The organism is Arthrobacter sp. AB6 (assembly GCF_031844545.1).
Classification (GTDB): domain Bacteria; phylum Actinomycetota; class Actinomycetes; order Actinomycetales; family Micrococcaceae; genus Arthrobacter.
Map to the genome: position 1 here is coordinate 255,003 of NZ_JAUZVL010000003.1, position 24,430 is coordinate 279,432.

The 24,430-nt window shown below is 66.0% G+C and carries 26 protein-coding genes, 1 pseudogene and 1 riboswitch; of the genes and pseudogenes, 16 read left to right on the forward strand and 11 right to left on the reverse strand.

What is annotated here, in order from left to right; genetic code table 11:
- Window positions 1-65: 65 nt before the first annotated feature.
- Window positions 66-347, reverse strand: coding sequence for a hypothetical protein (locus Q9R30_RS19340; RefSeq protein WP_396136688.1), 282 nt, complete (start codon window positions 345-347; stop codon window positions 66-68).
- 113 nt (window positions 348-460) lie between these two features.
- Here Q9R30_RS19340 and Q9R30_RS03920 point away from each other — a divergent pair, with 113 nt between their 5' ends.
- Together Q9R30_RS03920 and Q9R30_RS03925 are read left to right on the forward strand one after the other, a co-directional pair.
- On the forward strand, window positions 461-1,870 hold the full coding sequence (locus tag Q9R30_RS03920) for an MBL fold metallo-hydrolase (RefSeq protein ID WP_311216835.1): 1,410 nt from the start codon (window positions 461-463) through the stop codon (window positions 1,868-1,870).
- A gap of 11 nt (window positions 1,871-1,881) precedes the next feature.
- Window positions 1,882-3,123, forward strand: coding sequence for an MFS transporter (locus Q9R30_RS03925; RefSeq protein WP_311216836.1), 1,242 nt, complete (start codon window positions 1,882-1,884; stop codon window positions 3,121-3,123).
- Between the two features lie 11 nt (window positions 3,124-3,134).
- Here Q9R30_RS03925 and Q9R30_RS03930 read toward each other — a convergent pair whose 3' ends face one another.
- From Q9R30_RS03930 to Q9R30_RS03960, 7 genes are all read right to left on the reverse strand, one after another.
- Window positions 3,135-3,521 (reverse strand): hypothetical protein, encoded by a 387-nt coding sequence (locus Q9R30_RS03930; RefSeq protein ID WP_104999307.1) that lies wholly within the window; start codon window positions 3,519-3,521, stop codon window positions 3,135-3,137.
- A gap of 206 nt (window positions 3,522-3,727) precedes the next feature.
- The gene (locus tag Q9R30_RS03935) at window positions 3,728-4,153 is read right to left on the reverse strand and encodes a heat shock protein transcriptional repressor HspR (RefSeq protein ID WP_104999308.1); all 426 of its coding nucleotides are present in this window, start codon (window positions 4,151-4,153) and stop codon (window positions 3,728-3,730) included.
- A gap of 14 nt (window positions 4,154-4,167) precedes the next feature.
- The gene (locus Q9R30_RS03940) at window positions 4,168-5,139 is read right to left on the reverse strand and encodes a DnaJ C-terminal domain-containing protein (RefSeq protein ID WP_311216837.1); all 972 of its coding nucleotides are present in this window, start codon (window positions 5,137-5,139) and stop codon (window positions 4,168-4,170) included.
- Window positions 5,140-5,234: 95 nt separating this feature from the next.
- Window positions 5,235-5,915 carry a nucleotide exchange factor GrpE gene (locus tag Q9R30_RS03945; RefSeq protein WP_104999310.1) on the reverse strand — a complete coding sequence of 227 codons (681 nt, stop codon included), beginning with the start codon at window positions 5,913-5,915 and terminating at the stop codon, window positions 5,235-5,237.
- 2 nt (window positions 5,916-5,917) lie between these two features.
- Complete coding sequence (gene dnaK / locus Q9R30_RS03950) at window positions 5,918-7,795, reverse strand: molecular chaperone DnaK (protein ID WP_104999311.1); 1,878 nt, start codon at window positions 7,793-7,795, stop codon at window positions 5,918-5,920.
- Between the two features lie 250 nt (window positions 7,796-8,045).
- Entirely contained in the window at window positions 8,046-8,336 is a 291-nt protein-coding gene (locus Q9R30_RS03955; RefSeq protein ID WP_104999312.1) for a hypothetical protein, read from the reverse strand.
- A 127-nt stretch (window positions 8,337-8,463) separates the two neighbouring features.
- Entirely contained in the window at window positions 8,464-10,671 is a 2,208-nt protein-coding gene (locus tag Q9R30_RS03960) for an efflux RND transporter permease subunit (protein WP_311216838.1), read from the reverse strand.
- Window positions 10,672-10,872: 201 nt separating this feature from the next.
- On the opposite strand from Q9R30_RS03960, the gene Q9R30_RS03965 reads away from it, so the two are divergent.
- From Q9R30_RS03965 to pabB, 7 genes are all read left to right on the forward strand, one after another.
- Window positions 10,873-11,406 (forward strand): MarR family transcriptional regulator, encoded by a 534-nt coding sequence (locus Q9R30_RS03965; RefSeq protein WP_311216839.1) that lies wholly within the window; start codon window positions 10,873-10,875, stop codon window positions 11,404-11,406.
- Window positions 11,407-11,477: 71 nt separating this feature from the next.
- The gene (locus tag Q9R30_RS03970) at window positions 11,478-12,296 is read left to right on the forward strand and encodes a methyltransferase domain-containing protein (RefSeq protein ID WP_104999315.1); all 819 of its coding nucleotides are present in this window, start codon (window positions 11,478-11,480) and stop codon (window positions 12,294-12,296) included.
- Window positions 12,297-12,346: 50 nt separating this feature from the next.
- Entirely contained in the window at window positions 12,347-12,970 is a 624-nt protein-coding gene (locus Q9R30_RS03975) for a LysE family transporter (protein ID WP_104999316.1), read from the forward strand.
- 128 nt (window positions 12,971-13,098) lie between these two features.
- Window positions 13,099-13,632, forward strand: coding sequence for a low molecular weight protein-tyrosine-phosphatase (locus Q9R30_RS03980; RefSeq protein ID WP_311216840.1), 534 nt, complete (start codon window positions 13,099-13,101; stop codon window positions 13,630-13,632).
- Between the two features lie 110 nt (window positions 13,633-13,742).
- Window positions 13,743-14,819, forward strand: coding sequence for a GTP-binding protein (locus Q9R30_RS03985; RefSeq protein ID WP_311216841.1), 1,077 nt, complete (start codon window positions 13,743-13,745; stop codon window positions 14,817-14,819).
- Window positions 14,816-14,938, forward strand: coding sequence for a type B 50S ribosomal protein L36 (ykgO, locus tag Q9R30_RS03990; protein WP_104999318.1), 123 nt, complete (start codon window positions 14,816-14,818; stop codon window positions 14,936-14,938). The genes Q9R30_RS03985 and ykgO overlap by 4 nt, the downstream gene beginning before the upstream one ends.
- Window positions 14,939-14,954: 16 nt before the next feature.
- Complete coding sequence (pabB, locus tag Q9R30_RS03995) at window positions 14,955-17,042, forward strand: aminodeoxychorismate synthase component I (protein ID WP_311216842.1); 2,088 nt, start codon at window positions 14,955-14,957, stop codon at window positions 17,040-17,042.
- A gap of 6 nt (window positions 17,043-17,048) precedes the next feature.
- On the opposite strand, the gene cls is transcribed toward pabB, so the two are convergent.
- Window positions 17,049-18,488, reverse strand: coding sequence for a cardiolipin synthase (gene cls, locus Q9R30_RS04000; RefSeq protein WP_104999320.1), 1,440 nt, complete (start codon window positions 18,486-18,488; stop codon window positions 17,049-17,051).
- 133 nt (window positions 18,489-18,621) lie between these two features.
- On the opposite strand from cls, the gene Q9R30_RS04005 reads away from it, so the two are divergent.
- Together Q9R30_RS04005 and Q9R30_RS04010 are read left to right on the forward strand one after the other, a co-directional pair.
- Window positions 18,622-19,551 (forward strand): aminodeoxychorismate lyase, encoded by a 930-nt coding sequence (locus Q9R30_RS04005; protein WP_104999321.1) that lies wholly within the window; start codon window positions 18,622-18,624, stop codon window positions 19,549-19,551.
- Between the two features lie 65 nt (window positions 19,552-19,616).
- Window positions 19,617-20,081 (forward strand): pyridoxamine 5'-phosphate oxidase family protein, encoded by a 465-nt coding sequence (locus tag Q9R30_RS04010; protein ID WP_311216843.1) that lies wholly within the window; start codon window positions 19,617-19,619, stop codon window positions 20,079-20,081.
- Between the two features lie 42 nt (window positions 20,082-20,123).
- Here Q9R30_RS04010 and Q9R30_RS04015 read toward each other — a convergent pair whose 3' ends face one another.
- On the reverse strand, window positions 20,124-20,822 hold the full coding sequence (locus Q9R30_RS04015) for a TetR/AcrR family transcriptional regulator C-terminal domain-containing protein (RefSeq protein ID WP_104999322.1): 699 nt from the start codon (window positions 20,820-20,822) through the stop codon (window positions 20,124-20,126).
- 246 nt (window positions 20,823-21,068) lie between these two features.
- Here Q9R30_RS04015 and Q9R30_RS04020 point away from each other — a divergent pair, with 246 nt between their 5' ends.
- From Q9R30_RS04020 to Q9R30_RS04035, 4 genes are all read left to right on the forward strand, one after another.
- Window positions 21,069-21,323: a hypothetical protein gene (locus Q9R30_RS04020; RefSeq protein WP_104999323.1), complete on the forward strand. Its 255-nt coding sequence runs from the start codon at window positions 21,069-21,071 to the stop codon at window positions 21,321-21,323.
- A gap of 293 nt (window positions 21,324-21,616) precedes the next feature.
- Window positions 21,617-21,731: riboswitch (SAM riboswitch) on the forward strand.
- 13 nt (window positions 21,732-21,744) lie between these two features.
- Complete coding sequence (locus Q9R30_RS04025) at window positions 21,745-22,023, forward strand: DUF1737 domain-containing protein (protein ID WP_104999324.1); 279 nt, start codon at window positions 21,745-21,747, stop codon at window positions 22,021-22,023.
- Window positions 22,020-22,430, forward strand: coding sequence for a rhodanese-like domain-containing protein (locus Q9R30_RS04030; RefSeq protein WP_104999325.1), 411 nt, complete (start codon window positions 22,020-22,022; stop codon window positions 22,428-22,430). The genes Q9R30_RS04025 and Q9R30_RS04030 overlap by 4 nt, the downstream gene beginning before the upstream one ends.
- The gene (locus Q9R30_RS04035; RefSeq protein WP_311216844.1) at window positions 22,430-23,638 is read left to right on the forward strand and encodes an O-succinylhomoserine sulfhydrylase; all 1,209 of its coding nucleotides are present in this window, start codon (window positions 22,430-22,432) and stop codon (window positions 23,636-23,638) included. The genes Q9R30_RS04030 and Q9R30_RS04035 overlap by 1 nt, the downstream gene beginning before the upstream one ends.
- 41 nt (window positions 23,639-23,679) lie before the next feature.
- Here the strand turns inward: Q9R30_RS04035 and Q9R30_RS04040 are convergent, their stop codons facing one another.
- A complete protein-coding gene (locus Q9R30_RS04040; protein ID WP_311216845.1) occupies window positions 23,680-24,114 on the reverse strand; it encodes a DUF1905 domain-containing protein in 435 nt (144 codons plus the stop codon).
- A 52-nt stretch (window positions 24,115-24,166) separates the two neighbouring features.
- Here Q9R30_RS04040 and Q9R30_RS04045 point away from each other — a divergent pair.
- Window positions 24,167-24,430, forward strand: a pseudogene (locus tag Q9R30_RS04045) (hypothetical protein); the annotation flags it as partial.

Sequence of the window (24,430 nt, forward strand, 5' to 3'; positions counted from 1 at the left end):
CCCCGCCAAGAACCGCCACAACAAAAAGCCCGAAAGGACACGAAAGACCATGGCTACCATCGACGTCACGGAGCAGAGCTTCGCTGAGATCCCTGATGGCCTTCAAGGACAGGACACTCGTCTTCTCCCAGCCGGGAGCCCTCAACGCCACCGGCCTCGAAGAAGTCATCCAGGAAGTAAGGAAGCCGGGCAGGGACAAGCTTCGCGCGGATGCAGCCCAACAGCCAGCCGGAGGCACGGACTGCGGCGCCACCGTGGCGCACCATGCTCGCCGAACGCCGATACAGCACCGTGAACGTCTCCGGCGGAATCACCGAGTGGTACACAGCGGCCGCCCCGTCGCCCACTCACCGCCGCCACGCCGTTCCTGACAGGCAGCAGCATGCTTGCGGTATACCCCAGGGGGTATTATTATTGATACCAGAGACCGCCCCACCCCTTTCACGAAGGAGAGCAACAGATGCTTATCGAGCGTATTTACGATGAAGACCTCGCCCAGGCCAGCTACCTGATCGGCTGCCAGGCAAAGGGCGAAGCCGTTGTTGTCGACGGCCGCCGCGACATCGCGGTGTACCAGGACCTCGCCAGGAAGAACGGCATGAAGATCGTGGCCGTCACCGAAACCCACATCCACGCGGACTACCTTTCCGGCACCCGTGAACTGGCCGCCGCCACCGGGGCAACCATTTATGTCTCCGGCGAGGGCGGCCCGGACTGGCAGTACGCATTCGACGGCGAGCGCCTGTTCGACGGCGACACGATCACCCTCGGGAACATCAGCATCAAGGCGCTGCACACCCCCGGACACACTCCGGAGCATCTCTCCTTCCTGGTGACGGACGGCGCGTTCAGCGACCAGCCGGGCTACCTGCTCTCCGGGGATTTTGTCTTCTCCGGCGACCTGGGGCGTCCCGACCTGCTCGACGAGGCCGCCGGCGGCGTCGACACCCGCTTCGTGGGGGCGAAGCAGCTCTTCACCAGCCTCCGGGACAAGTTCCTGACCCTGCCGGACTATGTCCAGGTCCACCCTGCCCACGGTGCCGGCAGCGCCTGCGGCAAGGCGCTAGGCGCCATCCCGTCCTCCACAGTGGGCTACGAACGCCTCTACGCCTGGTGGGGCCCCTACCTCGCCGCCAACGACGAGCAGGGCTTCATCGACGAACTCCTCGATGGCCAGCCGGACGCCCACGCATACTTCGGCCGCATGAAGCGCGAAAACCGCGAGGGCCCGGCCGTCATGGGAGAACGCGCACCGCTGCCCCGACTCGCGCCCGGCATCGTGGCTGCAGGCCTGGCAGAGGACACCCTGACCTTCATTGACACCCGCCCCAACAGCGAAGTCCATGAAGGCACGGTGGCACGTTCCCTGAACGTCCCTGCCGGTAAGTCAGTGGCCAGCTACGGCGCCTGGGTGGTCAACCCGGAAACCGACAAGAACCCGTTGGTGCTGCTGGCATCGGACCAGGACACTGCCCAGGACATGTGGGACCACCTGGTGCGCGTCGGCATCGACAACGTCGCCGGCTACGTCACCAGCCTCGAAGGCCTCCCCACCGCGGTCCCGAAGCTCATCCAGCCCGAGGAACTCAAGGACTTCGACGCCGCGATGGTCCTGGACGTCCGCAACAAGACCGAGCACACTGCGGGACACATCCCCGGATCGCACCAGCTCAGCGGCGGCCGGGCCATGTGGCACCTGGATGAACTTCCCGCCAACGGCACCATCGTGACCTACTGCCAGAGCGGGGTACGCAACTCGGTCGCGGCCAGCGCGCTGCGCCGCGCCGGGTACGACGTCGTCGAACTGGACGGCAGCTACGCCGGCTGGAGCGCCTGGAAGCAGGCACGGGAATCCGTGTCCAGCAATTAAGCAAAGCAGGAATGACAGTGATCGCATTGGGACTGCGCCAGAACCTGGCGCAGTTCCTGCTGCTTGTGGCAGTCAACGCGCTGGTGGGCGGCACCCTTGGCCAGGAGCGGACGGTGTTGCCGATCCTGGCCAAAGAGGTCTTTGGGCTGGACCTCTACACGAGCGCCCTGACCTACATTTTGGCGTTCGGCGTGGCCAAAGCGGCCACCAACTACTTCGCCGGGACCCTCTCGGACCGCTTCGGGCGCAAGCCGGTGCTCGTCGCCGGCTGGCTTGTTGCCCTTCCCGTCCCGTTCCTCCTGATCTTCGCGGACTCCTGGAGCCTGATCGTGGCAGCCAATGTGGTCCTCGGCATCAGCCAGGGCCTCACCTGGTCCACCACCGTCATGATGAAAATGGACCTTGTGGGCCCGGAACGCCGGGGCCTTGCCATGGGACTGAACGAGGCGGCCGGCTACCTCGGGGTTGCCGGGACAGCGCTGGCCACCGGCTTCATCGCCTCCACGTACGGGCTGCGGCCCGGACCATTCCTGCTGGGCGCGGCGTTCATCGCCATCGGCCTCGGGCTGACCGTACTGTGCGTGCGGGAAACCCACCACCACGCCAAATCCGAGGCCGCCAGCCACATCCCTGTCCATGCCGGAACGCATGGCACCCTCAGCACCCGCCAAATCTTCACCCTCACCAGCTTCCGCGACAAATCGCTGTCATCAGTGAGCCAGGCCGGCATGGTGAACAACCTCAATGACGGACTGGCATGGGGGCTGTTCCCGGTCCTGTTCGCCGCGGCCGGGCTGGGCCTTGAGCGCATCGGCATCCTGGCCGCGGTGTATCCCGCCGTGTGGGGTGCGGGGCAGATGGTCACAGGCCCACTCTCGGACCGGATCGGCCGCAAGCCGCTGATCGCCGGGGGCATGCTGGTCCAGGCCGCAGCACTGGCCATGGTGGCCGTAGGACATGACTTCGGTACCTGGCTTGCCGCTGCCATCCTGCTCGGCGCGGGCACGGCGATGGTCTACCCCACCCTGCTCGCGGCGATCGGCGACGTCGCCCATCCCCTCTGGCGTGCGCGTTCAGTGGGAATCTACCGGCTCTGGCGCGACGCCGGCTTCGCGGTGGGCGCCCTGCTCTCCGGCATTCTCGCCGACGCTTACGGCATCCCGGCCGCCGTGGGCGCCGTCGCCGCGATCACCGCAGCGTCCGGCATCCTGGTGGCCGTACGGATGCGCCGCTCAGATCATCGGCGGGACTAAGGCGACGCCTGTTACCCCATTGCGGGGGCGACGGCGGTCCGGCCGGAGAGCTGGCGGCGCGCCCAGCGGGCAAGTTTCTTGCCCTTGCCCTTCCACCAGTTGTCCTCGTCCTTGTCGTGGTGCAGGCGGAAGATGATGGCCATCAGCACGAACATCCCCATCACCACATCGATCCAGGACGCCAGCACCAGTGCGATCAGGACGGTCAGTCCGTTGACGATGATGGACGGCACCGCCAGGGTCCGGAAGACGGTGCTTGCCAGGTAGCGCCGGTGGGACCTCGGGACGGACAGCGCGCGCACCATGTCGAAGCAGACGCACACCACCACAATCGTCTGCCCGAAGGCGAGCAGCAGTTGGCCCGGAAGCGAGCCGCTGAACGCTGCCACCGACTCCATCCCCGGGCTCATCGGTGCCCCCCGCGGGCAGGGCTGCTAAAAGCGGAACCACGCATGGAAAACCCCCAGAATCCTTGGAACCACTGCTGCTGATCCAGCAGTGGTTCCATTGAAGTTTCCGGGGGCTCCGGGGTCACGAGTAGTGAGTACTCTAATTCCGGCCGGCACCGGGGGCGCGGTACTTAGGTCCGGCCTGCCGCGAGCAGCTAAGTGCCGAGGGAACGGGGCCGCCAGAGCACCACGGCCTGCGAGCGGGGGCGCGGGCGCTGGCCCCGTGCCAGGCTCACCACGTCGCCGGCCGCGCCGGCCGCGAAGATCCGTGCGTCCAGGGGCTGCCGGCGCCGGCCGAGTTCCTCGGTCAGCTCCGCGATCCGGCCCTGCAGGGCGGCCACCTGGTTCTCGAGTTCCAGGATCCGCTTGATCCCTTCCAGCGACACGCCCTCCTGGGACAGCCGCTGCACTTCACGCAGCATGGTCACGTCCCGCTGGGAATAGCGGCGGGACTTTCCGGGAGCGCGGCTGGGCGAGACGATACCCAGGCGGTCGTACTGCCGCAGCGTCTGGGGGTGCATGTCCGCAAGCTCAGCCGCCACCGAAATCACGAAAATGGGCTGGTCAGCACTGACGTCCACTGCACACCTCCCTGCTACAACCGGGCCTTGGCGGCCAGGCCCTCACGGACATCGGCTCCCGCCGTGGCCTCGGCAAACGCCTTGACCGCCGATTCGGCTTCTTTGTTCAGGTTCTTGGGAACGGCGACGTCGATGGTCACCAGCAGGTCGCCGGTCCCCTTCGGCGTCTTCACGCCTTTGCCCTTGACCCGCAACGTACGGCCCGACGGCGTCCCGGCCGGCACGCGGACCCGTACCTTTTCGCCGTCGATGGTGGGCACCTCGATGTCCGCTCCCAACGCAGCCTCGGGGAAGGTGACTGGGACATGGATGCGGAGGTTGTCGCCGTCGCGCGTGTAGAAGGGGTGCGGCTGGACCGAGACGGACACCACCAGGTCCCCGTATCCGGCAGAACCGGGCTGGCCCTTGCCCCGGACCCGGACCTTTTGGCCGTCCTTGATGCCGGCGGGCACCCGGACGTCAATGACTTCACCGCTCGGTTCCCGCAGGCCAATGGTGGTGCCGCGAATGGAACCGGCAAAGGAAATGCTCGTGGAGGCCGTGCGGTCCGCACCCTTCTGGGGCGTCCGCTGGAACCCGGTCTGGCCAAAGCCGCCGCCGAACAGATCGGCGAACTCCGGCGGAATGCCGCCGGCGGAAGGGTTGAAGCCGCCGGCATGCCGGCCGGTGTTGCCCGTGAACAGGCCGCCGAACATGTCCTCGAAGCCGCCGTTGCCCGCTCCGGCACCGCCCGGAGCAAAGCGCGCGCCGCCGCCCATGGCCCGGATGGCGTCGTACTGCTGGCGCTCGTCGGGGTCCGAAAGCACCGAGTAAGCCTCGGAGATGTCCTTGAACTTCTTCTCGGAAGCCGTGTTCCCCGCGTTCGTATCAGGGTGGTGCTGCCGGGCCAGCTTCCGATAGGCCTTCTTGATATCGGCGTCGGAAGCGTCCTTGGCAACACCAAGGATCTTGTAAAAGTCCTTGTCCACCCAATCCTGGCTAGCCAATGGCGTTTCCTTTCAAGAATCTGTGCCGAGATGACAGTTCGCGCCAATGTTCTGTCGAACCACTGCCGCGAACTGTCATCCCGATGGGAGTAATGCTAGGCCGGAACGGCCACGATCACCTGCGCGGCCCGGAGGACGCGTTCGCCTGACTTGTAGCCGGAGCGGAGCACCTGGCTGACGGTGTCAACCTCGATGTCCTCGCCGGGCTGCTGGATCAGGGCCTCGTGGATCGTGGGATCGAACTCCACGCCGGTCTCGTCGATCCGAACCAGGCCGTACGTCTTCAGCGCGTTCTCCAGCTTGGCGGCGATCGCGGCGAACGGACCGTCAACGAGGTCGCCGTGCTGGCGGGCCGCATCCACGTCGTCCAGGACCGGCAGCAGGGAGTTCAGGACGCCGATGACGGCCATTTCCCCGGCCACCGCGCGGTCGCGTTCAACGCGCTTGCGGTAGTTGACGTACTCGGCCTGCAGGCGGAGGAGGTCGTTCCTTAGCTCGGCGGCCTCAGCCGTTGAGCCTGCAGAACCAGCGCCCTGGGCCACGGACTCCTCGGCCGGCACCTCCACCCCGTTGAGGATCTCCTCAGCCTGGGCGAGCGCATCGCCGTCGGAATCCTTGGCAGCGGCGGCATGGCCGCCCTCGGGATGCCGGGCCTGCCCGGTCACCGGGTCAACCTTGCGGTTGTCCCGGATGACCGGCTCACGGCTGTCGCCCCGCTGGTCCGTGTTCTCATGGCCTGCGGAAGTGTGCTCTTCCTCGTTACCGTGATGGGGCATGGCTACTTCTTCGCTTCGTCTTCGTCGATGATCTCGGCGTCGACAATGTCCTCATCGGACGCAGAGCCTGCCTTGGCCCCTGCCGAAGCACCTTCCGCGCCGGCAGCACCGGTAGCGCCGTCGGGGGAACCCGCCTGGGCGTAGATGGCCTCGCCCAGCTTGCCCTGGGAAGCCTGCAGCTTCTCGAAGGCGGCCTTCACGGCAGCGTCGTCGGTACCTTCAAGTGCCTTCTTGAGGCTGTCGACGTCGGCCTGGACCTCGGTCTTGACCTCTTCAGGCAGCTTGTCGGCGTTGTCCGCGATGAGCTTGTCCACCGAGTACGCGAGCTGCTCGGCAGTGTTGCGGGTGTCGGTTGCCTCGCGGCGGGCCTTGTCCTCGGCTGCGTGCTCCTCGGCGTCACGGACCATGCGGTCGATGTCTTCCTTGGAGAGCGCGGTGCCGCCCGTGATGGTCATGGACTGTTCCTTGCCGGTGCCCTTGTCCTTCGCGGAGACGTGGACAATACCGTTGGCGTCGATGTCGAAGGTGACCTCGATCTGCGGGATGCCGCGCGGGGCCGGGGCGATGCCGGTCAGCTCGAACGTGCCCAGCGGCTTGTTGTCGCGGGTGAATTCGCGCTCACCCTGGAAGACCTGGATGGCCACCGACGGCTGGTTGTCGTCGGCAGTGGTGAAGGTCTCGGACCGCTTGGTGGGAATGGCGGTGTTGCGCTCGATCAGGTGCGTCATCACGCCACCCTTGGTTTCGATGCCGAGGGACAGCGGAGTGACGTCGATCAGCAGGACGTCCTTGCGCTCACCCTTCAGCACGCCGGCCTGGAGTGCTGCGCCAACAGCCACAACCTCATCCGGGTTCACGCCCTTGTTGGGTTCCTTGCCGCCGGCGAGTTCCTTGACGAGCTCGTAAACGGCGGGCATACGCGTGGAACCGCCCACCAGCACGATGTGGTCGATATCGGAGAGCTTGATGCCGGCTTCCTTGATCACGTCGTGGAACGGCTTCTTGGTGCGCTCCAGCAGGTCCTTGGTGAGGTCCTGGAACTTGGCGCGGGTCAGCTGCTCGTCCAGGTGGACCGGGCCGTCGGGGGTGACGGACAGGTACTGGAGGGAGACGTTGGTGCTGGTGGAGGAGGAAAGCTCCTTCTTGGCCTGCTCAGCCGCTTCACGGAGGCGCTGCAGGGCGATCTTGTCCTTGGACAGGTCGATGCCCTTGACCTTGAGCTGGTTCAGCAGGTAGTCAACAACGCGCTGGTCCCAGTCGTCGCCGCCGAGGCGGTTGTCACCGGCCGTGGCGCGGACCTGGATGGTGGAGAAGTTGTCCTCGTCCTTGCCGACTTCCAGCAGGGAGACGTCGAAGGTGCCGCCGCCGAGGTCGAAGACCAGGATGAGTTCGTCTTCCTTGCCCTTGTCCAGGCCGTAGGCCAGCGCCGCGGCGGTGGGCTCGTTGACGATGCGCAGCACGTTCATGCCCGCGATTTCGCCGGCTTCCTTGGTTGCCTGGCGCTCGGCGTCGTTGAAGTAGGCCGGGACGGTGATGACGGCGTCGGTGACCTTTTCACCCAGGTAGGACTCGGCGTCGTTCTTCAGCTTCATGAGGATACGCGCGGAAATTTCCTGCGGGGTGTACTTCTTGTCATCGATGGACTTGGTCCAGTCGGTGCCCATGTGGCGCTTGACCGAGGCGATAGTGCGCTCGATGTTGTTGACGGCCTGGCGCTTGGCGATCTCTCCCACCAGGACTTCACCGGACTTGGAGAATGCAACGACGGACGGCGTGGTGCGGCCGCCCTCGGCGTTGGCAATAACGGTGGGCTCGCCACCTTCGAGAACGGAGACGACGGAGTTGGTGGTTCCGAGGTCAATACCTACTGCACGTGACATGAGTTGCTTCCTTCTTTCCTTGGAAACTGGTTGGCGCCCACTGATTGAGCGTTCTGCACTCAACTTTACTCAGCGCACAGATGATGTCAATCCGAAGTTGAGCGTACTGCACTCAACTTCTAGCCTGGGGGCAGCGGCAAAGGCCCCCACTCCCGCCCAATGGCGCGGTTTCCGGACCTTAAATGCGGACGACGGCGGTTCCCCGTTTCGCTCCTGGAGAACCTGCCGCCGCGCTGCTTTTGCAGCCGTGTTACCTGTCGCCGTCCGGGCGTCCGTGCAGGGGCCCCCGCTCCTCAGCAGTGGTGTTCACCTGCCCGTCGGTGAGCCCTTCGCGGATGGTGTCAGCTTCGTGCGCCGTGCCCACAGTACCGGCGCCCCCATAATCGCCGTCCTCATATTCGCCGTCCTCACGGTTCACGGCGGCGTCCCCCACAGTGCCGGCATCGCCGTAGTCGCCATCCACATACTGCCCGCCTTCGCCTTCCAGGCCCGGCGCTGTATTGCCCTTGCGGGGCTGCTCATCGGCGTGATGTTCCGTCATGATGACTTCTCTCCCTTGAGATTCCGCGTCCATACGGGCGCATTTGCAGTCTATCGAGCGGGCCTTTTAGCCAACAGGGCCGCGGCGCAGGGGCTTCAGGGGACACGGCACGGGCCGGGTCCGGCGTTTAGCGGCGGCCTGCACCCTCCACCACGGGCTCGGGGCTGCCGCCGGCTTCCTGCTGGATGGCCGCATCCGGTTCCGGCCGCCCCGGTCTGCCCGGCCACCAGATGCGGGGCCCGATGTCGTAGGCGAGCGCCGGAACCAGCAGCGACCGGACCAGGACAGTGTCCAGCAGCACCCCGAACGCCACGATAAAGGCCAGCTGCACCAGGAACATGATCGGAATGACGCCCAGCGCGGCGAACGTGGCCGCCAGGACCACCCCGGCGGAGGTGATGACGCCGCCGGTGACGCCCAGCCCGCGAAGGATGCCGGGCCGGGTGCCGTGCTTCAGGGACTCCTCCCGGACCCTGCTCATCAGGAAGATGTTGTAGTCAACGCCAAGGGCAACCAGGAACACAAAACCGAACAGCGGAACTGTGGCATCTGCCCCCGGGAAGCCAAGGATGTTGTTGAAAACAAACGCGGAAACGCCCATGGCCGCGGCGTAGGACAGCACCACCGAGAGCACCAGCAGCACCGGCGCCAGGATGGAGCGGAGCAGCAGCATCAGGATGAAGAGGATCACCACCAGGACCACCGGGATGATGATCACCAGGTCCCGCTGTGCGGTGGTGTTGGTATCCAGCGCCGTCGCCGTTACGCCGCCCACCAGCGCATCGGGGTCCACGGCCTTGACGTCCGCGCGCAGCGCCTTGACCGCTTCCTCCGCTTCAAGGGAGTCCGCGGCGGAGTTGAGGGTGGCGTTGATGAGCACTTTCCCGTCGCGGACGTCCGGTGCGCTGGGAGCGCCGGGGGCTCCGGTGATGGGCACGGAACCCTGGGCAAGGAGATAAGCCTCGCCCACGCCGTCGGCCGCTTTCACGGTGTCCAGTACTTCCTGCGCCTTGCCTTGGTCCGCAACCACGACGGCGGGGCTGCCGCTGCCGGCGTCGAAATGCCGCGCCAAAGCATCCTGGCCGTCAACGGCGTTGGATGCCGTGAGGATGACGTCGGTTTGTGGAACGCCGTTGGCCTTGAGCTGCAGGACGCCGGCCGAGGCAACCACGAGCAGCAGGACCGAGGCGATCCACACCAGGCGGGGCCGCCGGGAGACCAGGGACCCGGTGGCACGCCACAGGCCCTTCTGGCCTTCCAGCCCGGTGACCAGCTCGGGTTCGCGCTGGTCCGCGGGGAGCAGCTTGGGACGGAAGGGCCAGAAGGCAGCCCGGCCCAGCAACGCCATCAGGGCAGGGAGCAGCGTCAGCGCGGCAAACAGCGAACAGAGGATGCCGGCTGCGGCCACGGGACCCAGCGCCTTGTTGGAGTTGAGGTCGGAAAAGAGCAGGCACAGCAGGGCGATGATCACCGTTGCGCCGGAGGCCAGGATGGGCTCGAAAGACGCTTTCCACGCGGTCAGGACCGCGGCAGTGCGGTTGGTGGTGTGGGTCAAGGCTTCGCGGAACCGCGCCACGTACAGCAGGGCATAATCCGTGGCGGCGCCGATGACAAGGATGGACAGGATGCCCTGGCTCTGGCCGTTCAGCTGGATCCATCCGGCCTTCGCCATGCCGAACACCAGCAGGATGGCGGCACACAGCGCAAAGACGGACGTCAGGAGCACCATGACGGGCAGCAGGAGGGAGCGGTACACCACCAGCAGGATCACGAACACCGCAGCCAGGGCCACCAGCAGGAGGATGCCGTCGATTCCGGCGAACGCGGCAGTGAGGTCCGCCGCAAGCCCGGCCGGGCCGGTCACGAAGGCCTGCATGCCCGCCGGGGCCCTCTCGGCTATGGTGTCCCGCAACTCCTGCACGGCTTCCGTGACGTCGGCCGAGGAATCGATGGACGCGATGAACTGGACGGCTTTGCCGTCCTCGGAGGGGATGGGTCCGATTACCGCGCCGCCGAGCTGCAGCTCCTCAAGTTCCGCCCGCAGTCCCGCAACCTCCCCCAGCTGGACCGGGGTGAAGGCCTCGCTGCTTTCGATCACGACGACGCCCGGAACCTCATCCGAGTCACGGAATTTGGCCTGCCGGTCCTGCGCCTCAGTGGCCTCGGCGCCTGCCGGAAGGAAGGAGGCCTGGTCGTTGGAGGAGACCTCTTCGAGCCGCCCGAATGTTGGGCCTCCGACCCCCGCCAGCGCCAGCCATGTCAGCACCAGGATCACGGGAAGCAGCCAGCGCAACCAGAACGGGACACGTTCCTTGCTGGTTGAAGCGGTTCTCATTTCATGCCTTCCAGGGGAGGGATGCGGATAGATTGCTTCCATCTTAGATTATCTCCATGATAGAGATAAGTGGTTGGCTAGCTTTTCTCGTTCCCGCCCGCACCTCCATGCCGGCCGGGCTCAAGTAATATCCGTCAGGACGGACGGCCAACGGCCGAGCGCCGGCGCCGTGCACCGGCGCCCTAAACTCAGGAGGTGGACATGGCAGGCAATACCGGCCCGGCCTTGCAGGGACCTCCCTCCGGCCCGCCCGCGGGACCGCACCCGCTGGTCCTGCTCCTGCAGGAGTTCACGTTGGAAGCCAACCGGTACGTGGATGCAGCAGGCGGGCGGAAGGACATGCACCGCACGGACCTCAATGCCCTGGCCGCGATCATGCGCCACACGGCGAAGGGGAACGTGGTGACGCCCGGGCTCCTGCGCAAGGAACTGCACCTGAGCTCGCCCGCCACCACAGCCCTGATCGACCGGCTGGACAATTCGGGTCACGTGACCCGCGAACGGCTTGGCCCGGACCGCCGGCAGGTCCAGCTGAAGATGACCCCCAAGGCCTTCCAGGACGGCGGCACCATATTCGCCCCGCTGGCGCGCCACTTGGGAACTGCCATGGCCGCGTTCACTCCGGAGGAACTGGAGACTGTCAGCCGTTTCATGACCGCCATGGTGGAAGCCACGGTTGCTGCGCGGGAAGAATCGTCCGCAGGCCAATCGGACACCGCCGCCCCACCCAACTAGGTAGCGCTAAGTGTCGTTTTGAGGGGCCAAAACGACACTTAGCGCTACCTAGTTGGGGGTAGCGTTTGGTTATGAGTGCGCAGCAGCCTGAAGACGACGTTTACACGCACGGCCACCACGAATCGGTGGTCCGCGCCCATGCCGCCAGGACAGCCGAGAATTCGGCAGCGTTCGTCCTGCCGCACCTCACGCCCGGCTGCAACGTGCTCGACGTCGGCTGCGGCCCGGGCACCATCACGTGCGACTTCGCCGCCCTGGTGGCGCCGGGAAAAGTGACCGGCCTGGACCGTTCACCGGACATCATCGCGCAGGCCAAGGCCCTCGCCATGGAGCGCGAGGTGCCGAACGTCGAGTTCGTGGCCGGCAATATCTACGATCTGGACTTCGAGGACGAGACTTTCGACGTCGTCCACGCCCACCAGGTGCTTCAGCACCTCACAGACCCCGTGGAGGCGCTGCGTGAGATGCGGCGGGTGGCCAAGCCCGGCGGCATCGTTGCCGTGCGCGACGCCGACTTCCACGGCATGAGCTGGTACCCCGCCATCCCGGAGCTCGACGAGTGGATGGAGCTGTACCAGCGCATCGCCCGCAGGAACGGGGCAGAACCCGACGCCGGGCGGCGCCTTGTCAGCTGGGCGCAGGCCGCCGGCTTCACCGACGTCGCGCCCTCCAGCAGCAACTGGCTCTACGCCACCGGCCAGCAGCGCCGGTGGCAAGCCCGGGTCTGGGGCGAACGCGTGCTGCACTCGGCGTTCGCGGAGCAGGCACTGGAGTACGGCTTCGCCAACCCGGCGGACCTGGCAAGGATTTCCGCGGGCTGGCACCGCTGGGGATCCACCGACGACGGCTGGTTCCTGATCCCCAACGGCGAGGTAATCGCGCGGGCGTAGGGCCCGCCCATCCGCCAGGCAGCCATGGCGGGCACACGTAGGATTGACTGGTGCAATTCTCCCTTTGGCTCGCCCTGGCGGGCGCCGGCGTCCTGATCAGCTTCACCCCCGGCGCCGGAGCCATCAATACCATGAGCAACTCGCTCAATGCCGGGTTTCGGCGTTCCATGTGGGGAATCCTCGGCCAGCAGGCAGCACTGGTGATCCACGTGGTGATCGTTGCCCTTGGCGTGGGGGTGCTCGTTGCCAGCTCGCCCGTCGCCTTCAACGTGATCCGCTATTCGGGCGCCGCCTACCTGGTGTACCTGGGCATCCGGCAGTTCCTCAGCAAGCCGGACCTCGAACAGGAGAAGATTGCCGGCCTTCGGAACGAGCCCGCCTGGTCCATCTTCCGGCGCGGGTTCTGGGTGAATCTGCTGAACCCGAAGGCCATCATTTTCTTCCTCGCCTTCATGCCCCAGTTCATTCGGCCGGAGCAGCCCCTCCTGGCGCAGTACGCCGTACTGACGGCAACCATCGTCGCCATTGACATCCTGGTGATGTGGTTCTTCTTCGCCGCCGCGGCCCGGTCCTTTGAGCGGTTCACCCACAGCGCCCGCGGCCAACTTGTCCTCAACCGGTCCTTCGGGGTGCTGTTCGTGGCCGTGGGCATCTTGCTGGCCTTCCTCCACTGAGAGGCGGCGCGCTCCGGCCGGTCCAGGGAAGGGCATCTGACCGAAAAGTCCAGAATCTTTACAAACCAGTCAAGCATTGTGAATCACCCGCTAGCCAACAGGAGCAAATAGCGCGCATGCTTAGCATCATGAACTCACCGTCGAGCCCATACCGCGTGATCGCCGTCTGCACCGGGAACATCTGCCGGTCCCCCATGGCCGAGTTGATGCTCGCCGCGGCCCTGGGCCACGCAGGGCTGGGTGGCCTGGTCACGGTGGACTCCGCGGGAACAACCGGATACGAGGCCGGACGGCCCATAGACCCGCGGGCGGCCAGGCGGCTGGCAACGACGCAACTTACCTCCAACCGGCACATTGCCCGCCAGTGGCAGCCGAAATGGTTCCGCGAACGGGACCTGATCCTGGCACTCGACATCGACCACCACGCCTGGTTGAGCGAGTCCGCCCCGGGCCAGGAGGCCCGGGACAAGATCCGGATGCTGCGCAGCTTCGACCCGCAACTGGCGGAGAAAGACCTTCTTGACCAGGGCATCGAAGACCCCTGGTACGGCGGCCATGCCGATTTCGACACCGTCTGGCATCAGATACACGCCGCACTTCCCGGACTGGTGGATTACATCAAAGTGGCCGCCGTCCGGAACGCCGAGCTCCAGCAGGCTTAGGCAGGCAGGGCGGGACAGCCAGGCGGAGCAAAAAGGCGCGACGACGGCAGGCAGCCAAAGGCTGACCCTCCATTTGTAGTTGAGAACCATTCTCAACTAAGTTGGACAGCATGAACCTCACCGTCATCAGTTCCCTTGATGCACTCTGCCGGCAGCAGGCGTGCGAAGACCTTGCGGCAGCCCATCCCGGCAGCCTGGTGGTCCTTCATGACCTCATGGAGGACGGGCTCGTGGTCCGACGCATATTCAGCGGCCGGATCCTCCTGGAACGCGAAGAGACCATGCTGGAACACGGCTGCCTCAGCTGCGCGGTCCGGCTGGATCTTGTCCCCAGCATCGAACGGCTGCTCCGGCACAGCAAGGCCCCCATTATCATCGGCCTGCCGCCTGCCGTCCCCGCATCAGCCGCGGTGTCCGCACTGCGGCGCGGCCCCACCCGCGCAGCCACCGTGGGTACCGTGCTCCTCGCGTGTTCCCCGGATGCTTTGGAAGACCAGATTTGGGATGCCCACACCTTGTTTGAATCAGGCTTCACTCCCGCACCGGAAGACGAGCGGACGCCGGGCGAATTCCTGGTGGGCGAACTCGCCTTCGCGGATACCGTGTTGCTCACCGAGCCGGACATTGTGCCGCCGGATCCACTTGGCCGCGAACGCGGGCTGCACCTGCTCCGTGAACTCGCTCCGCACGCGGAGGTGGCCCGTGATGCGGCAGCAGTCCGGCAGGGACTGCACCGCTACGCCGACGCGGTGGCCAGGACAGCACCCGGACACGCGCACCCGCCCGGTTCCCCGGCCCGCAGCACGGAGTCGCCGTTTGCCACGGTGTTCCACCGCATCGAGCGGCCGCTGCACCCCGGGCGGTTCCGGGACGCACTGGCAGCTCTGGCAGAGGGATGCTGCCTCCTGCGCGGCCAGCTGTGGATAGCTTCCGCCCCGGCCTGCCGGATAGGGATCCAGGGCATCGGCCCCCGCGTGTGGCTGGAGAACCTCGGTGCCTGGCCAGAGGGCGATGCCGCACCCAGGGCGGGAAACCAGGCGGCCGGCTACGGCGCCCCGGCCTCCTCTGTCATCGCAGCGACAGGCGAGGACCTTGACGCAGGGGAATTCGGGAACCTGCTGATGTCCTGCCAGCTCACCGACGAAGAACTGGCATTGCACCACCACCAAACAAGGAGCACGGCATGAAGGTACGGAATTCACTCCGCGCACTGAAAAGGATCCCCGGCGCACAGGTTGTCCGGCGGCGCGGGAGGACCTTTGTCATCAACAAGAAAAACCCCCGGATGAAAGCGCGGCAGGGATGACGGTACTCTCTAATCCATGAGCCCAGCCCCCGTCATCATTGCCATCGACGGCCGCTCGGGCGCAGGAAAGACCACCCTTGCCATTGAACTGGCAGCGCGTCTGCGCGCCCACCACCGGGTTTCGCTGTTCCACCTCGAGGACCTCTACCCCGGCTGGAACGGCCTGATGGTCGGCATCGACCGCTACGTTGCCACGGTGCTGGAACCCCTGAGCCGAGGCGAGGCCGCCACCTGGACCAGCTGGGACTGGGAGAAACATTACGACGGCGACTCCCGGGTCACGCTGCCGGCCGAGATTGTCATCGTTGAGGGAGTGGGCGCCGCCGCGGCTGCGGCCCGGCCCCTGCTCAGCGCCGTCATCTGGGCGGACTCACCGGAGGAGATCCGCCGCACCCGGGCGCTGGACCGCGACGGCAGCACCTACGAACCCTACTGGGACCAGTGGGCGGCGCAGGAAGAGGAATGGCTGCGCGCCGACGACGTCCCGCAGCATGCCGACGTACGCGTAATGAACCGCGCGGACGGGGCTGCCCCCGCGGACGTCCTGCAACTCCTGCCGTACCTTCCCGCCCTTGCCCCTGCGCTGTCCCCCGAACTTTCGGCGCGCCGGGGCCTCAGCGTGCGCACTGAACAGCTGGACGGCAGTCCGGATCCAGCAGCGCTGTTCAAGTCCCTCTACGGCACCTCGGCCAACGCCGTCTGGCTCGACTCCTCGGACACGGGCTTGGCCGGGCTTTCCCCGAGTGGCCAAGCGGGCTCCGGGGCGGCAGGGCGGAGCCGTTTCAGCATCATGGCGGACGACGCCGGGATGCATGGCCAGTCCATGACGCACCGTTCCGGACATAGTGAGCTCAGGGCAGGCTGCGCCACCGCCACGGTGGACGGCCCCTTCTTCCGCTGGCTGGACACAGTCTGGGGCAACCCGGCGGTCAGCACCCCTGACGGCTACCCCGGCGAGTTCACCCTGGGCTGGCTGGGCTGCCTGGGCTACGAACTCAAACGGGAGACCGGCGGCTCCGATCAATCCGCACCCACCCCTGATGCTTCGTTGATCTTCGCCGGCAGGGCCGTCGTTTTGGACCACGCTGCCGGGACTGCCTGGCTCCTGGCGCTCGACGCCCCGGATGCAGGCGAGTGGCTGGAGGACGGGCGCGCAGCCGTCGAAGCAGCGTTCCATCCCGCCGCGCAGGCGGCCGCGGCGGCCCAAGCCGGCGGCAGCAACGGCGTCGTACTTCCGGAAACGCCTGCATTCCGCAGCCGCGATACCGGCGGGCGGTACCGGGAGAAAATCGCTGCCGCCCAGCACGAAATCGCCGAGGGAAACACGTACGAGGTCTGCCTGACCACCACTCTGTCAGCGAAGGTTTCGGCGGCCACGATGGATCCGTGGCAGGCATACCTGGCTCTGCGCCGGAGGAATCCGGCCCCGTTCGCCAGTTACCTGACGTTCGGCGGGCTCTCGGTGGCCAGCACCTCGCCCGAGCGGTTCCTGAAGATAGCGTCCGACGGCGGCATGCGCGCCGAGCCCATCAAAGGCACCCGCCGCCGGGGTGCCGACCCGCAGGAGGACGCGCAGCTTCGCACGGAGCTGGCGGCGTCGCTGAAGGACCGCGCCGAGAACATCATGATTGTGGACCTGCTGCGGAACGACCTAAGCCATTTCGCTGTCCCGGGCTCCGTCACGGTCAGCAGGCTCTGCGCCATCGAAAGCTACGCCACGGTGCACCAGATGGTCAGCACCATCGATGCGCAGCTGAAGCGGGGATCCTCGCGGGCCGAAGCCGTGGCTGCCTGCTTCCCGGCGGGCTCGATGACCGGCGCGCCCAAGATCAGCACCATGGCCATCCTGGACCGGCTCGAAGGTGGCGGGCGCGGGCTCTACTCCGGCGCCATCGGCTACTTCTCGCTGAACGGCGCCACGGACCTCGCCGTCGCCATCCGGACCCTGGTGGTTGACGCGCCCGGCGACGGAACGGCGGAACTGACGCTCGGCGTCGGGGGCGCCATCACCGCCGACTCGGTCCCGGACGAGGAGTACGACGAAATCCGGACCAAGGCGTTCGGGGTGCTCTCGGCGCTGGGGACGGAATTCCCGGATTCCTGAAGGCTGCTACTGGACCGTTGCCGTCAGCCGCGCCACGTTGTCCACGTAACGTGCCGCGAGCGGCCGCTGGAGCCAGTCCGCCAGTCTCAGCTCGTGGGAGATGTCCCGGTAGGTATCCTCCACTGCACGCATCTTGGTAACGATGTCCTCGCCCAGCAGCATCACGGACACCTCAAGGTTCAGGGAGAAGGAGCGCATGTCCATGTTGCTGGAGCCCAGGACCGCCACTTCGTCGTCGATGGTGAAGTGCTTGGCATGGAGCACGAACGGGGCCTTGTACAGGTAGATCCGGACGCCGGCTTCGAGCAGCGCCTCATAGTAGGAGCGCTGGGCGTGGTGGACCAGGAACTGGTCGCCCTTCTCGGAGACGAACAGCTCCACTTCCACGCCGCGCTGGGCGGCGGTGGTGATGGCATAAAGCAGCGAATCATCCGGGACGAAGTACGGGCTGCAGATCGAGATCCGGTGCTGGGCGGAGTAGATGAGCGTGTTGAAAAGCCGAAGGTTGTTCTCGGTGATGAACCCCGGGCCGCTCGGCACCACCTGTGCAGTCACGTTCCCCGGGTGCGGGTTGGACGGGAGCTGCAGCTGGTGCTCCAGGGATTCGTCGGTTTCGCTGAGCCAGTCGGTGGCGAAGACGACGTTCAATGTGGTCACGATGGGCCCGTGCAGGCGCGCCATCAGCTCCACCCATTCGCGGCCCGCCTTGCGGTGCCGGGGGTTGTTGTAGGAGGGCTCGATCAGGTTCTGCGAGCCGGTGAAGGCAATCTCGCCGTCGATCACCATGATTTTGCGATGGTTCCGCAGGTCCGGCCTGCGCCACTGGCCGTGGATGGGCAGGAGCGGAAGCATACGCTTCCACTGGATCTTGCCTGCCCGTAGCCGCTTCAGGAGCTTCCGGTAACCCTTGACCCGCAGGGTACCGATGTGGTCGAAGAGTACGCGGACCTCGACGCCGCGCTCGGCCGCCTCCTCCAGCGCTGTGAGGAGATCGTCGGTGATGTGGTCCGTGCTCATGATGTAGAACTCGGCGTTGACAAACTTTTTCGCCTTGCGCACGGCCTCGGTCATCTGCAGGATCGAGTCCGGATAGCCGGGGATCAGGTCCACGGAGTTGCCGTCCACCATGGGCAGGGAGCCGAGCCGGCGGTTCAGTTCCGCGGCGGACTTCACCCATTCAGGTCCGGGGTAGTCGCTTTCGACGTCGGCAAGCGAGGAGATCCCGGCGCGCACCCGGTCGTTCACCTGCTCCTGCTGCGCCCGGCGGCGGCTGGACAGCTTGAAGTTGCCGAACAGCAGGAACAGCAGGATGCCCAAGAACGGTACGAAGAAGATGCCCAGCAGCCACGCCATCGCCGTGGTGGGACGCCTGTTTCCCGGAATGATGCCCAGAGCCAGCACCCTGATCAGGAGATCGGCGACGCCCAGCAGCACCACCACCCACATCGGCGCGGTGCCGGCAAGCGAGAATGGCCACAACACGAAATTAAACCCCCGGAGGATGGGCTCCCGGCGGACCGTTTCCAGCCAGGGCGCTCTGCCCAGCTTATCCGTTGCGGCAGCGCACTAAGCTGGAGCCATGACCTCTCCCGCTTCCGTGGTTCTCGTTTTCCTCGATCCCGCGTTCCCGGACGGCCGGCTCGCCGATGCCTCCAAACCCCAGCTCATGGTCACGGACCAGGGCGCAACCCGGGGGGACGGGATCTTTGAAACCATGCTGGCTGTAGGCGGCAATGTGCGGAAGATCCAGGCCCACCTGGACCGCCTGGCCGGTTCCGCGGACGCCCTTGACCTGGTTATCCCGGCTGAGGACGGATGGCGCAGGGCCATCACCACTGCATTGAACGAGCACCGGTCCCGGCATCCGGCCGCCTCTGCCGCCGAGGACGAACTCGTCGTCAAACTGGTAGTGACCCGCGGAGCGGAGGGCGCCGCGGCGCCCACCGCCTGGGTCCAGGTGTCCCCCACCGGGGCGTTGGCGCGGCGCCAGCGCGAGACGGGAATCGACGTCATCCTCCTTGACCGTGGCTACGACAGCGGCGCCGCCGAGCGCGCCCCCTGGCTGCTGCTCGGCGCGAAGACGCTGTCCTACGCGGTCAACATGGCCGCACTGCGCCATGCCCACAAACAGGGCGCGGACGACGTCATCTTCATCTCCTCCGACGGCCGGGTGCTGGAGGGGCCCACCTCCACCGTGCTGCTGGCCCACGCAGGAACGTCCGACGACGGCGCTTCCGTCAAGCGCCTCATCACACCCCAGCTGGACAGCGGCATCCTGGCAGGCACCTCGCAGGGCGCGCTGTTCACCGCGGCGAAGGCTGCGGGCTGGGAACTGGGCTACGGCCCGCTTGAGCCGCAGGACCTGCTGGACGCCGACGCCGTGTGGCTGATCTCCAGCGTCCGTTTACTGGCGCCGGTGAACCGGATCGACGGCAAGGAAATCGGCACGCCGTCCGTCCAGAAGGAGCTGACCGCCGAACTGAACGAGTTGTTCGCGGGCATCCAATAAGGGGCCCGTGATTCCGGCCCCTGCACCCTAGGTCCGGCGGGGGAAGTGGCCGTAAGGTGTGGTTCATGGACTCGCAGACGCAGCCGAATGACAACCTGACCTTTGACGAATGCTGGGAACTCCTGGCCAATGACACTGTCGGCCGCCTTGCACTGGTGGTTGACGGCCACCCCGAGATCTTTCCGATCAACTACGTAGTGCACCGCCGCAGCATCGCGTTCCGTACCGCCGGCGTCACCAAGCTGTGGAGTGCCCTGGCAGAGAGGCCTGCCGCCCTGGAGATCGACGGCTACGATACCCATACCGAAGAGGCCTGGAGCGTGGTGCTGCGCGGCGATACGGCGGTCATCGAGGACCAGGCGGACAAGGACGCCGTGGACAGACTGGGGCTGGAGCCATGGCAGCCGGGAGAAAAGGCAAACTACATCCGCCTGACAGCCCGCGCCCTGACCGGCCGCCGTTTCAAGGTTAACCGGCCGGACGTCTGGGCCACGCGGCAACAGGACAAGCGGCGGGCCTCGTTCGAATAACCCGACCGGAACGCCTGCCCCGACGGCGGGCTAGCCGGCTGGCTAGGCGTCCTGAAGGGACAGTTGGGCTTCAAGGCCGGAGAGCAGGATACTCAGCCCTTGGTCGAGTTCCGCGGATCCTTCGTAGTCCGCCAGGGCGGGGGCCAGCGCACGCAGCCGCGGGAACTCCTTGGCAGGCAACCGGTGCAGTCCCAGCCGCAGTAGCACTTCGTTTTCCTCCGGGTCCACAACGAATTCCTGCAGCTCATTCAGGATGTGGCCGTAGAGGAAGCCGTAGTAAGCGCGGTAGACGTGGAGGGCATCCGCCGGGCTGAACCCTGCCCCAATCAGCAGGGACAGGATCTGTTCGAGAGGACGGAGCGTGCCCAGCGGCCGCAGCCCCAGCGGGGTGGAGAGCGGCCTGGTCACGAGCAGCGGCACCACATTGGGGTGCTGGAGCGCAAGGTTCCGAAGGTCGTGCGCGATGCGGCGCAGCTGGGCTTTCCAATCGGGATCTTCGGGGTGGATAGTGAGTTCGTTGAGCACCAGTTCGGTGACGCCGTCCAGCAGTGCGGCGCGGTTCTCCGCATAGCGGTAAAGGCTCATTGGGTCCCGGCCCAACTCCTGGCCAAGGCGGCGCATGGTCAGCGCCTCCAAACCTTCCTCGTCAACGACTTCGAGCGCCTTGGTCAGCACGAGCTGCCTGCTCAGCTTTTGCTTTTGGGCCGGCCCGGCGGGGGACTGGGTTTTCGGGGAGGCCATGATTTCCGTCCTGGAAGGCAGCAAGCCCTCTTACCCGAAGAGGTAATCCATTCGCTTGCCGAATTGGTTGTCTACGAGTAAAGTCTACATTGTAGATGCGGCCGTGACACCGCCCCGTAGCCCTTGATTTCACCTAGCCCCTGATTTCCGCGGGCATTCTCAACACTCGATGCCCCGTGCACGGCATTGAGGTCCGCTGCTGTAGCCGAACGGCGGCACCACCGCACGTAGCGAAGGGAAGCCGTCATGGCGCATTCGCAGTTCGATCTCTTTCTCAAAGAAGCCACCTACATTGACCAGGCCTCCGACGCCACCCTCGACCGGGACCGCCTTTATGGCCTGTACACCAGCTGGTGCTTCATCAACCAGCAGCAGCCCGGCCCCGAGTCCGATTTCTGGATAGCCATGAACTGCCGCATCAGGCACGGCCGCAAAGGGCTGCGCATGAAAGGCCCCGCTGCTGCCGACTACATCCTGGCCAGCTACCCCGGCCTCGTCTAAGCACCAGCGTCGAAACGAATCCGGCGTGGACCACGTGCCTTGGGGCACGGCGTCCACGCCGTTCCTTTTGGGCGCGTCCTTTTGGGCGCGGCACCTACTGCTACATCAACTGATGCTGCCGCTCCCCCAGGTCCCGCACGGTGCCCTGACACCCAAGGAGGAGCCGCCGTCGTACTTTGGATGAAGATGCCGGACGGCGGCCAGGCTCCACTGCGGCGCCCTGGGTACTTCAGTTACGCAACATGACGACGGCGGCGGTGCGGGGCCGGGCGGCAAGTGTTACGTTCTTGGGGAGTAATGAGTACCGGCGCCAAGCCCTGACTGGCCGGTCGGCAACCCTCCTTTCGCGGCGGGGTGCCTCAGGTGAACACTCGGCATATCGACCCATTCGAGCTGCAAGCGTGAGAGAAGGAGATCCGTCGTGTCTGACGCACCTGCCCCTGAAGAGAAATTGTCGTACCGCCTCATCAGCGGGCCGGATGACCGGGCCTTTTGCGAGCGGATCTCCGCCGCGCTGGCGGAAGGCTATGTCCTGCACGGCAGCCCGGCGGCAACCTTCAACGGCAGCAGTGTGATCGTGGCGCAGGCGGTGGTCCTGCCCTCAGCCATCGCTTCCGCGGACGCTGCCGTGGCGGACGCTGTTGACGACCTCGAGTCCACCGGCGATGACCTCGACTTCGACGGCGAGGGCCACGCATGAGCTACGCCGGAGACCTGACCCCGCAGGAGGCCTGGGAAAAGCTCGAGCAGGGCGCCATCCTGGTGGACGTGCGCACGGAGGGCGAATGGGCCCACATCGGCATTCCTGACACCAAGGCCACCGAGAACGATCCGCTGTTCATCCAGTGGACCTTCCCGGGCGGAATCCCCAACCCTGACTTCATCACCGACCTTAGCCGGCAGGCGCCCGAGGACAAGTCGACCGAACTGGTGTTCCTGTGCCGTTCCGGCCAGCGTTCCATCGCGGCCGCAATGGCCGCCACGCAGGCCGGCTTCACCTCCTACAACGTCCTGGAGGGCTTTGAGGGCGAGCCGGACCGTTACGGAGAACGTACCGTCAACGGCTGGAAGAACCGCGGCCTGCCGACCAACCTGGGAAAGAACTAGTGACCTTCAACGAAGACGCCGCCGGCTGGAGCCCCGACACCCAGGCCGTCCGCGGCGGGCTGGACCGCACCAACTTCCAGGAAACCAGCGAGGCTGTCTTCCTGAACTCCGGTTTTGTATACGAATCCGCCGCCGCTGCGGAGCGGGCCTTCACGGGCGAGGACGAACGCTTTGTCTACTCGCGCTACGGCAACCCCTCCGTGGCCACGTTCCAGGAGCGGCTCCGCCTCCTGGAAGGCACGGAGGCGTGCTTTGCGACGGCGTCCGGCATGTCCGCGGTGTTCACCGCCTTGGGTGCGCTGCTGGCTGCCGGGGACCGCGTGGTTGCGGCTCGTTCGCTGTTCGGCTCCTGCTTCGTGATCCTCAACGAAATCCTTCCGCGCTGGGGCGTGGAGACCGTCTTCGTGGACGGTCCGGACCTGGAACAGTGGCGCGAGGCCCTCTCCCAGCCCACCGCCGCCGTCTTCTTCGAATCGCCGTCCAATCCGATGCAGGAGATCGTGGACATCGCTGCGGTCAGCGACCTGGCGCATGCGGCAGGGGCCACCGTCGTCGTCGACAACGTCTTTGCCACACCCCTGCTGCAGCGGTGCGGACAGTTAGGCGCCGACGTGGTTGTCTACTCGGGAACCAAGCACATTGACGGCCAGGGCCGGGTGCTGGGCGGCGCCATCCTGGGCACCAAGGAGTTTATTGACGGGCCGGTGAAGCAGCTGATGCGCCACACCGGACCGGCGCTGTCCGCGTTCAACGCCTGGGTCCTGACCAAGGGCCTCGAGACCATGGCGCTGCGCGTCAACCACTCCTCGGCGTCAGCCCTGCGCCTCGCGGAATGGCTGGAGGAACAGCCTGCCGTCAGCTGGGTGAAGTACCCGCTCCTGAAGTCGCACCCGCAGTACGAGCTGGCCGCAAAGCAGATGAGCGCCGGCGGAACGGTCCTCACCTTGGAACTCGCCCCCTCCGGCGGGCGCTCGGGCAAGGAGGCGGCGTTTGCGCTGCTGGACGGCCTGCGGATCATCGACATCTCCAACAACCTGGGCGACGCCAAGTCGCTCATCACGCACCCTGCCACCACCACGCACCGGGCGATGGGACCTGAGGGCCGGGCCGCCATTGGCTTGAGCGACGGCGTGGTGCGGCTTTCGGTGGGGCTGGAGGACGTGGACGATCTGATTGGCGACCTGGAGCAGGCGCTGAAGCAGATCTAGCAGTCCGGCTGCGGCACCCGGGCCGAGCCGCGGCCCGGGCCTCAAAGGTTATGCAGGGAAAGGTGGACGGCTACTTCGTCACCGGCGCTAATCATTGCCTTGTCCCTGATGTCCTTTTTGACGGGCAAAAGGTACGTGCCGGTCTTGGTATCCGCGAAGAGCGAGGTTTGCCATGCCTGGCCGGCGATTTCCGCTGTAACTTTGACCGAACCGAAGGCTTTGCTGTGGCCAGCGCTTCGCGCGCGGATATCGTCCGCGACGTTGACCGGCAGGGTCAGGAAATGCCAACCGGCTTCCCCGGGATAGAGCCACAACCCGGCCTTAAAGGAATACGACGCCGTCACGCGCTGAGTATGGCACGGGACGTTGGCAGGGCACCACAGCTCGTCGCACCTGCAACCGGCATTTTGTCCCGGAAAGGCTAGGACGCCGCTTCCTCGAATAGATGGCGCAAAAAAATTCAAAAGTATTTTCATGAAGGCGGTGGTAGGGCCTAATAATGTCGGACCCCCTCACGATGATGGAGGTATGGAATCGAGCGCGGCGGTGGCGCAGGCGGAGGAAGCGGTTGACGCTTCTGTCGCTGCGTTTATGGCTGCGCTTGGTGAAAGTTCCTCCGCTTCCGGTCGTTTTGGCGAAGGCGGGCCTGCCGCTTCCGGTGACGGTGACGCCGGCGTGCTCGGTGATGATCCGTTGCAGCGGGTTGTTGATGCGGCCTTGGACGTCCTGGGCGGGGTGGCGCGGTCGGAAGCGAAGTTGGCGGCGGCGAAGGCGCTGGCTGCGGCGGTCCTG

What these genes read in the sequence shown, in the direction of transcription:
- Q9R30_RS03920 (WP_311216835.1), top strand. Translation starts at nt 461, where the DNA reads ATGCTTATCGAGCGTATTTACGATGAAGACCTCGCCCAGGCCAGCTAC.
- Q9R30_RS03980 (WP_311216840.1), top strand. Translation starts at nt 13,099, where the DNA reads ATGAACTCACCGTCGAGCCCATACCGCGTGATCGCCGTCTGCACCGGG.
- cls (WP_104999320.1), bottom strand. Translation starts at nt 18,488, where the DNA reads ATGTGGGTGGTGGTGCTGCTGGGCGTCGCCGATCTCCTGATCAGGGTG.
- Q9R30_RS03925 (WP_311216836.1), top strand. Translation starts at nt 1,882, where the DNA reads ATGACAGTGATCGCATTGGGACTGCGCCAGAACCTGGCGCAGTTCCTG.
- pabB (WP_311216842.1), top strand. Translation starts at nt 14,955, where the DNA reads ATGAGCCCAGCCCCCGTCATCATTGCCATCGACGGCCGCTCGGGCGCA.
- Q9R30_RS03960 (WP_311216838.1), bottom strand. Translation starts at nt 10,671, where the DNA reads ATGAGAACCGCTTCAACCAGCAAGGAACGTGTCCCGTTCTGGTTGCGC.
- Q9R30_RS03970 (WP_104999315.1), top strand. Translation starts at nt 11,478, where the DNA reads ATGAGTGCGCAGCAGCCTGAAGACGACGTTTACACGCACGGCCACCAC.
- Q9R30_RS04040 (WP_311216845.1), bottom strand. Translation starts at nt 24,114, where the DNA reads ATGAAAATACTTTTGAATTTTTTTGCGCCATCTATTCGAGGAAGCGGC.
- Q9R30_RS03955 (WP_104999312.1), bottom strand. Translation starts at nt 8,336, where the DNA reads ATGACGGAACATCACGCCGATGAGCAGCCCCGCAAGGGCAATACAGCG.
- Q9R30_RS04015 (WP_104999322.1), bottom strand. Translation starts at nt 20,822, where the DNA reads ATGGCCTCCCCGAAAACCCAGTCCCCCGCCGGGCCGGCCCAAAAGCAA.
- Q9R30_RS03965 (WP_311216839.1), top strand. Translation starts at nt 10,873, where the DNA reads ATGGCAGGCAATACCGGCCCGGCCTTGCAGGGACCTCCCTCCGGCCCG.
- ykgO (WP_104999318.1), top strand. Translation starts at nt 14,816, where the DNA reads ATGAAGGTACGGAATTCACTCCGCGCACTGAAAAGGATCCCCGGCGCA.
- Q9R30_RS04030 (WP_104999325.1), top strand. Translation starts at nt 22,020, where the DNA reads ATGAGCTACGCCGGAGACCTGACCCCGCAGGAGGCCTGGGAAAAGCTC.
- Q9R30_RS03985 (WP_311216841.1), top strand. Translation starts at nt 13,743, where the DNA reads ATGAACCTCACCGTCATCAGTTCCCTTGATGCACTCTGCCGGCAGCAG.
- Q9R30_RS03945 (WP_104999310.1), bottom strand. Translation starts at nt 5,915, where the DNA reads ATGCCCCATCACGGTAACGAGGAAGAGCACACTTCCGCAGGCCATGAG.
- Q9R30_RS04020 (WP_104999323.1), top strand. Translation starts at nt 21,069, where the DNA reads ATGGCGCATTCGCAGTTCGATCTCTTTCTCAAAGAAGCCACCTACATT.
- dnaK (WP_104999311.1), bottom strand. Translation starts at nt 7,795, where the DNA reads ATGTCACGTGCAGTAGGTATTGACCTCGGAACCACCAACTCCGTCGTC.
- Q9R30_RS04010 (WP_311216843.1), top strand. Translation starts at nt 19,617, where the DNA reads ATGGACTCGCAGACGCAGCCGAATGACAACCTGACCTTTGACGAATGC.
- Q9R30_RS04005 (WP_104999321.1), top strand. Translation starts at nt 18,622, where the DNA reads ATGACCTCTCCCGCTTCCGTGGTTCTCGTTTTCCTCGATCCCGCGTTC.
- Q9R30_RS03930 (WP_104999307.1), bottom strand. Translation starts at nt 3,521, where the DNA reads ATGGAGTCGGTGGCAGCGTTCAGCGGCTCGCTTCCGGGCCAACTGCTG.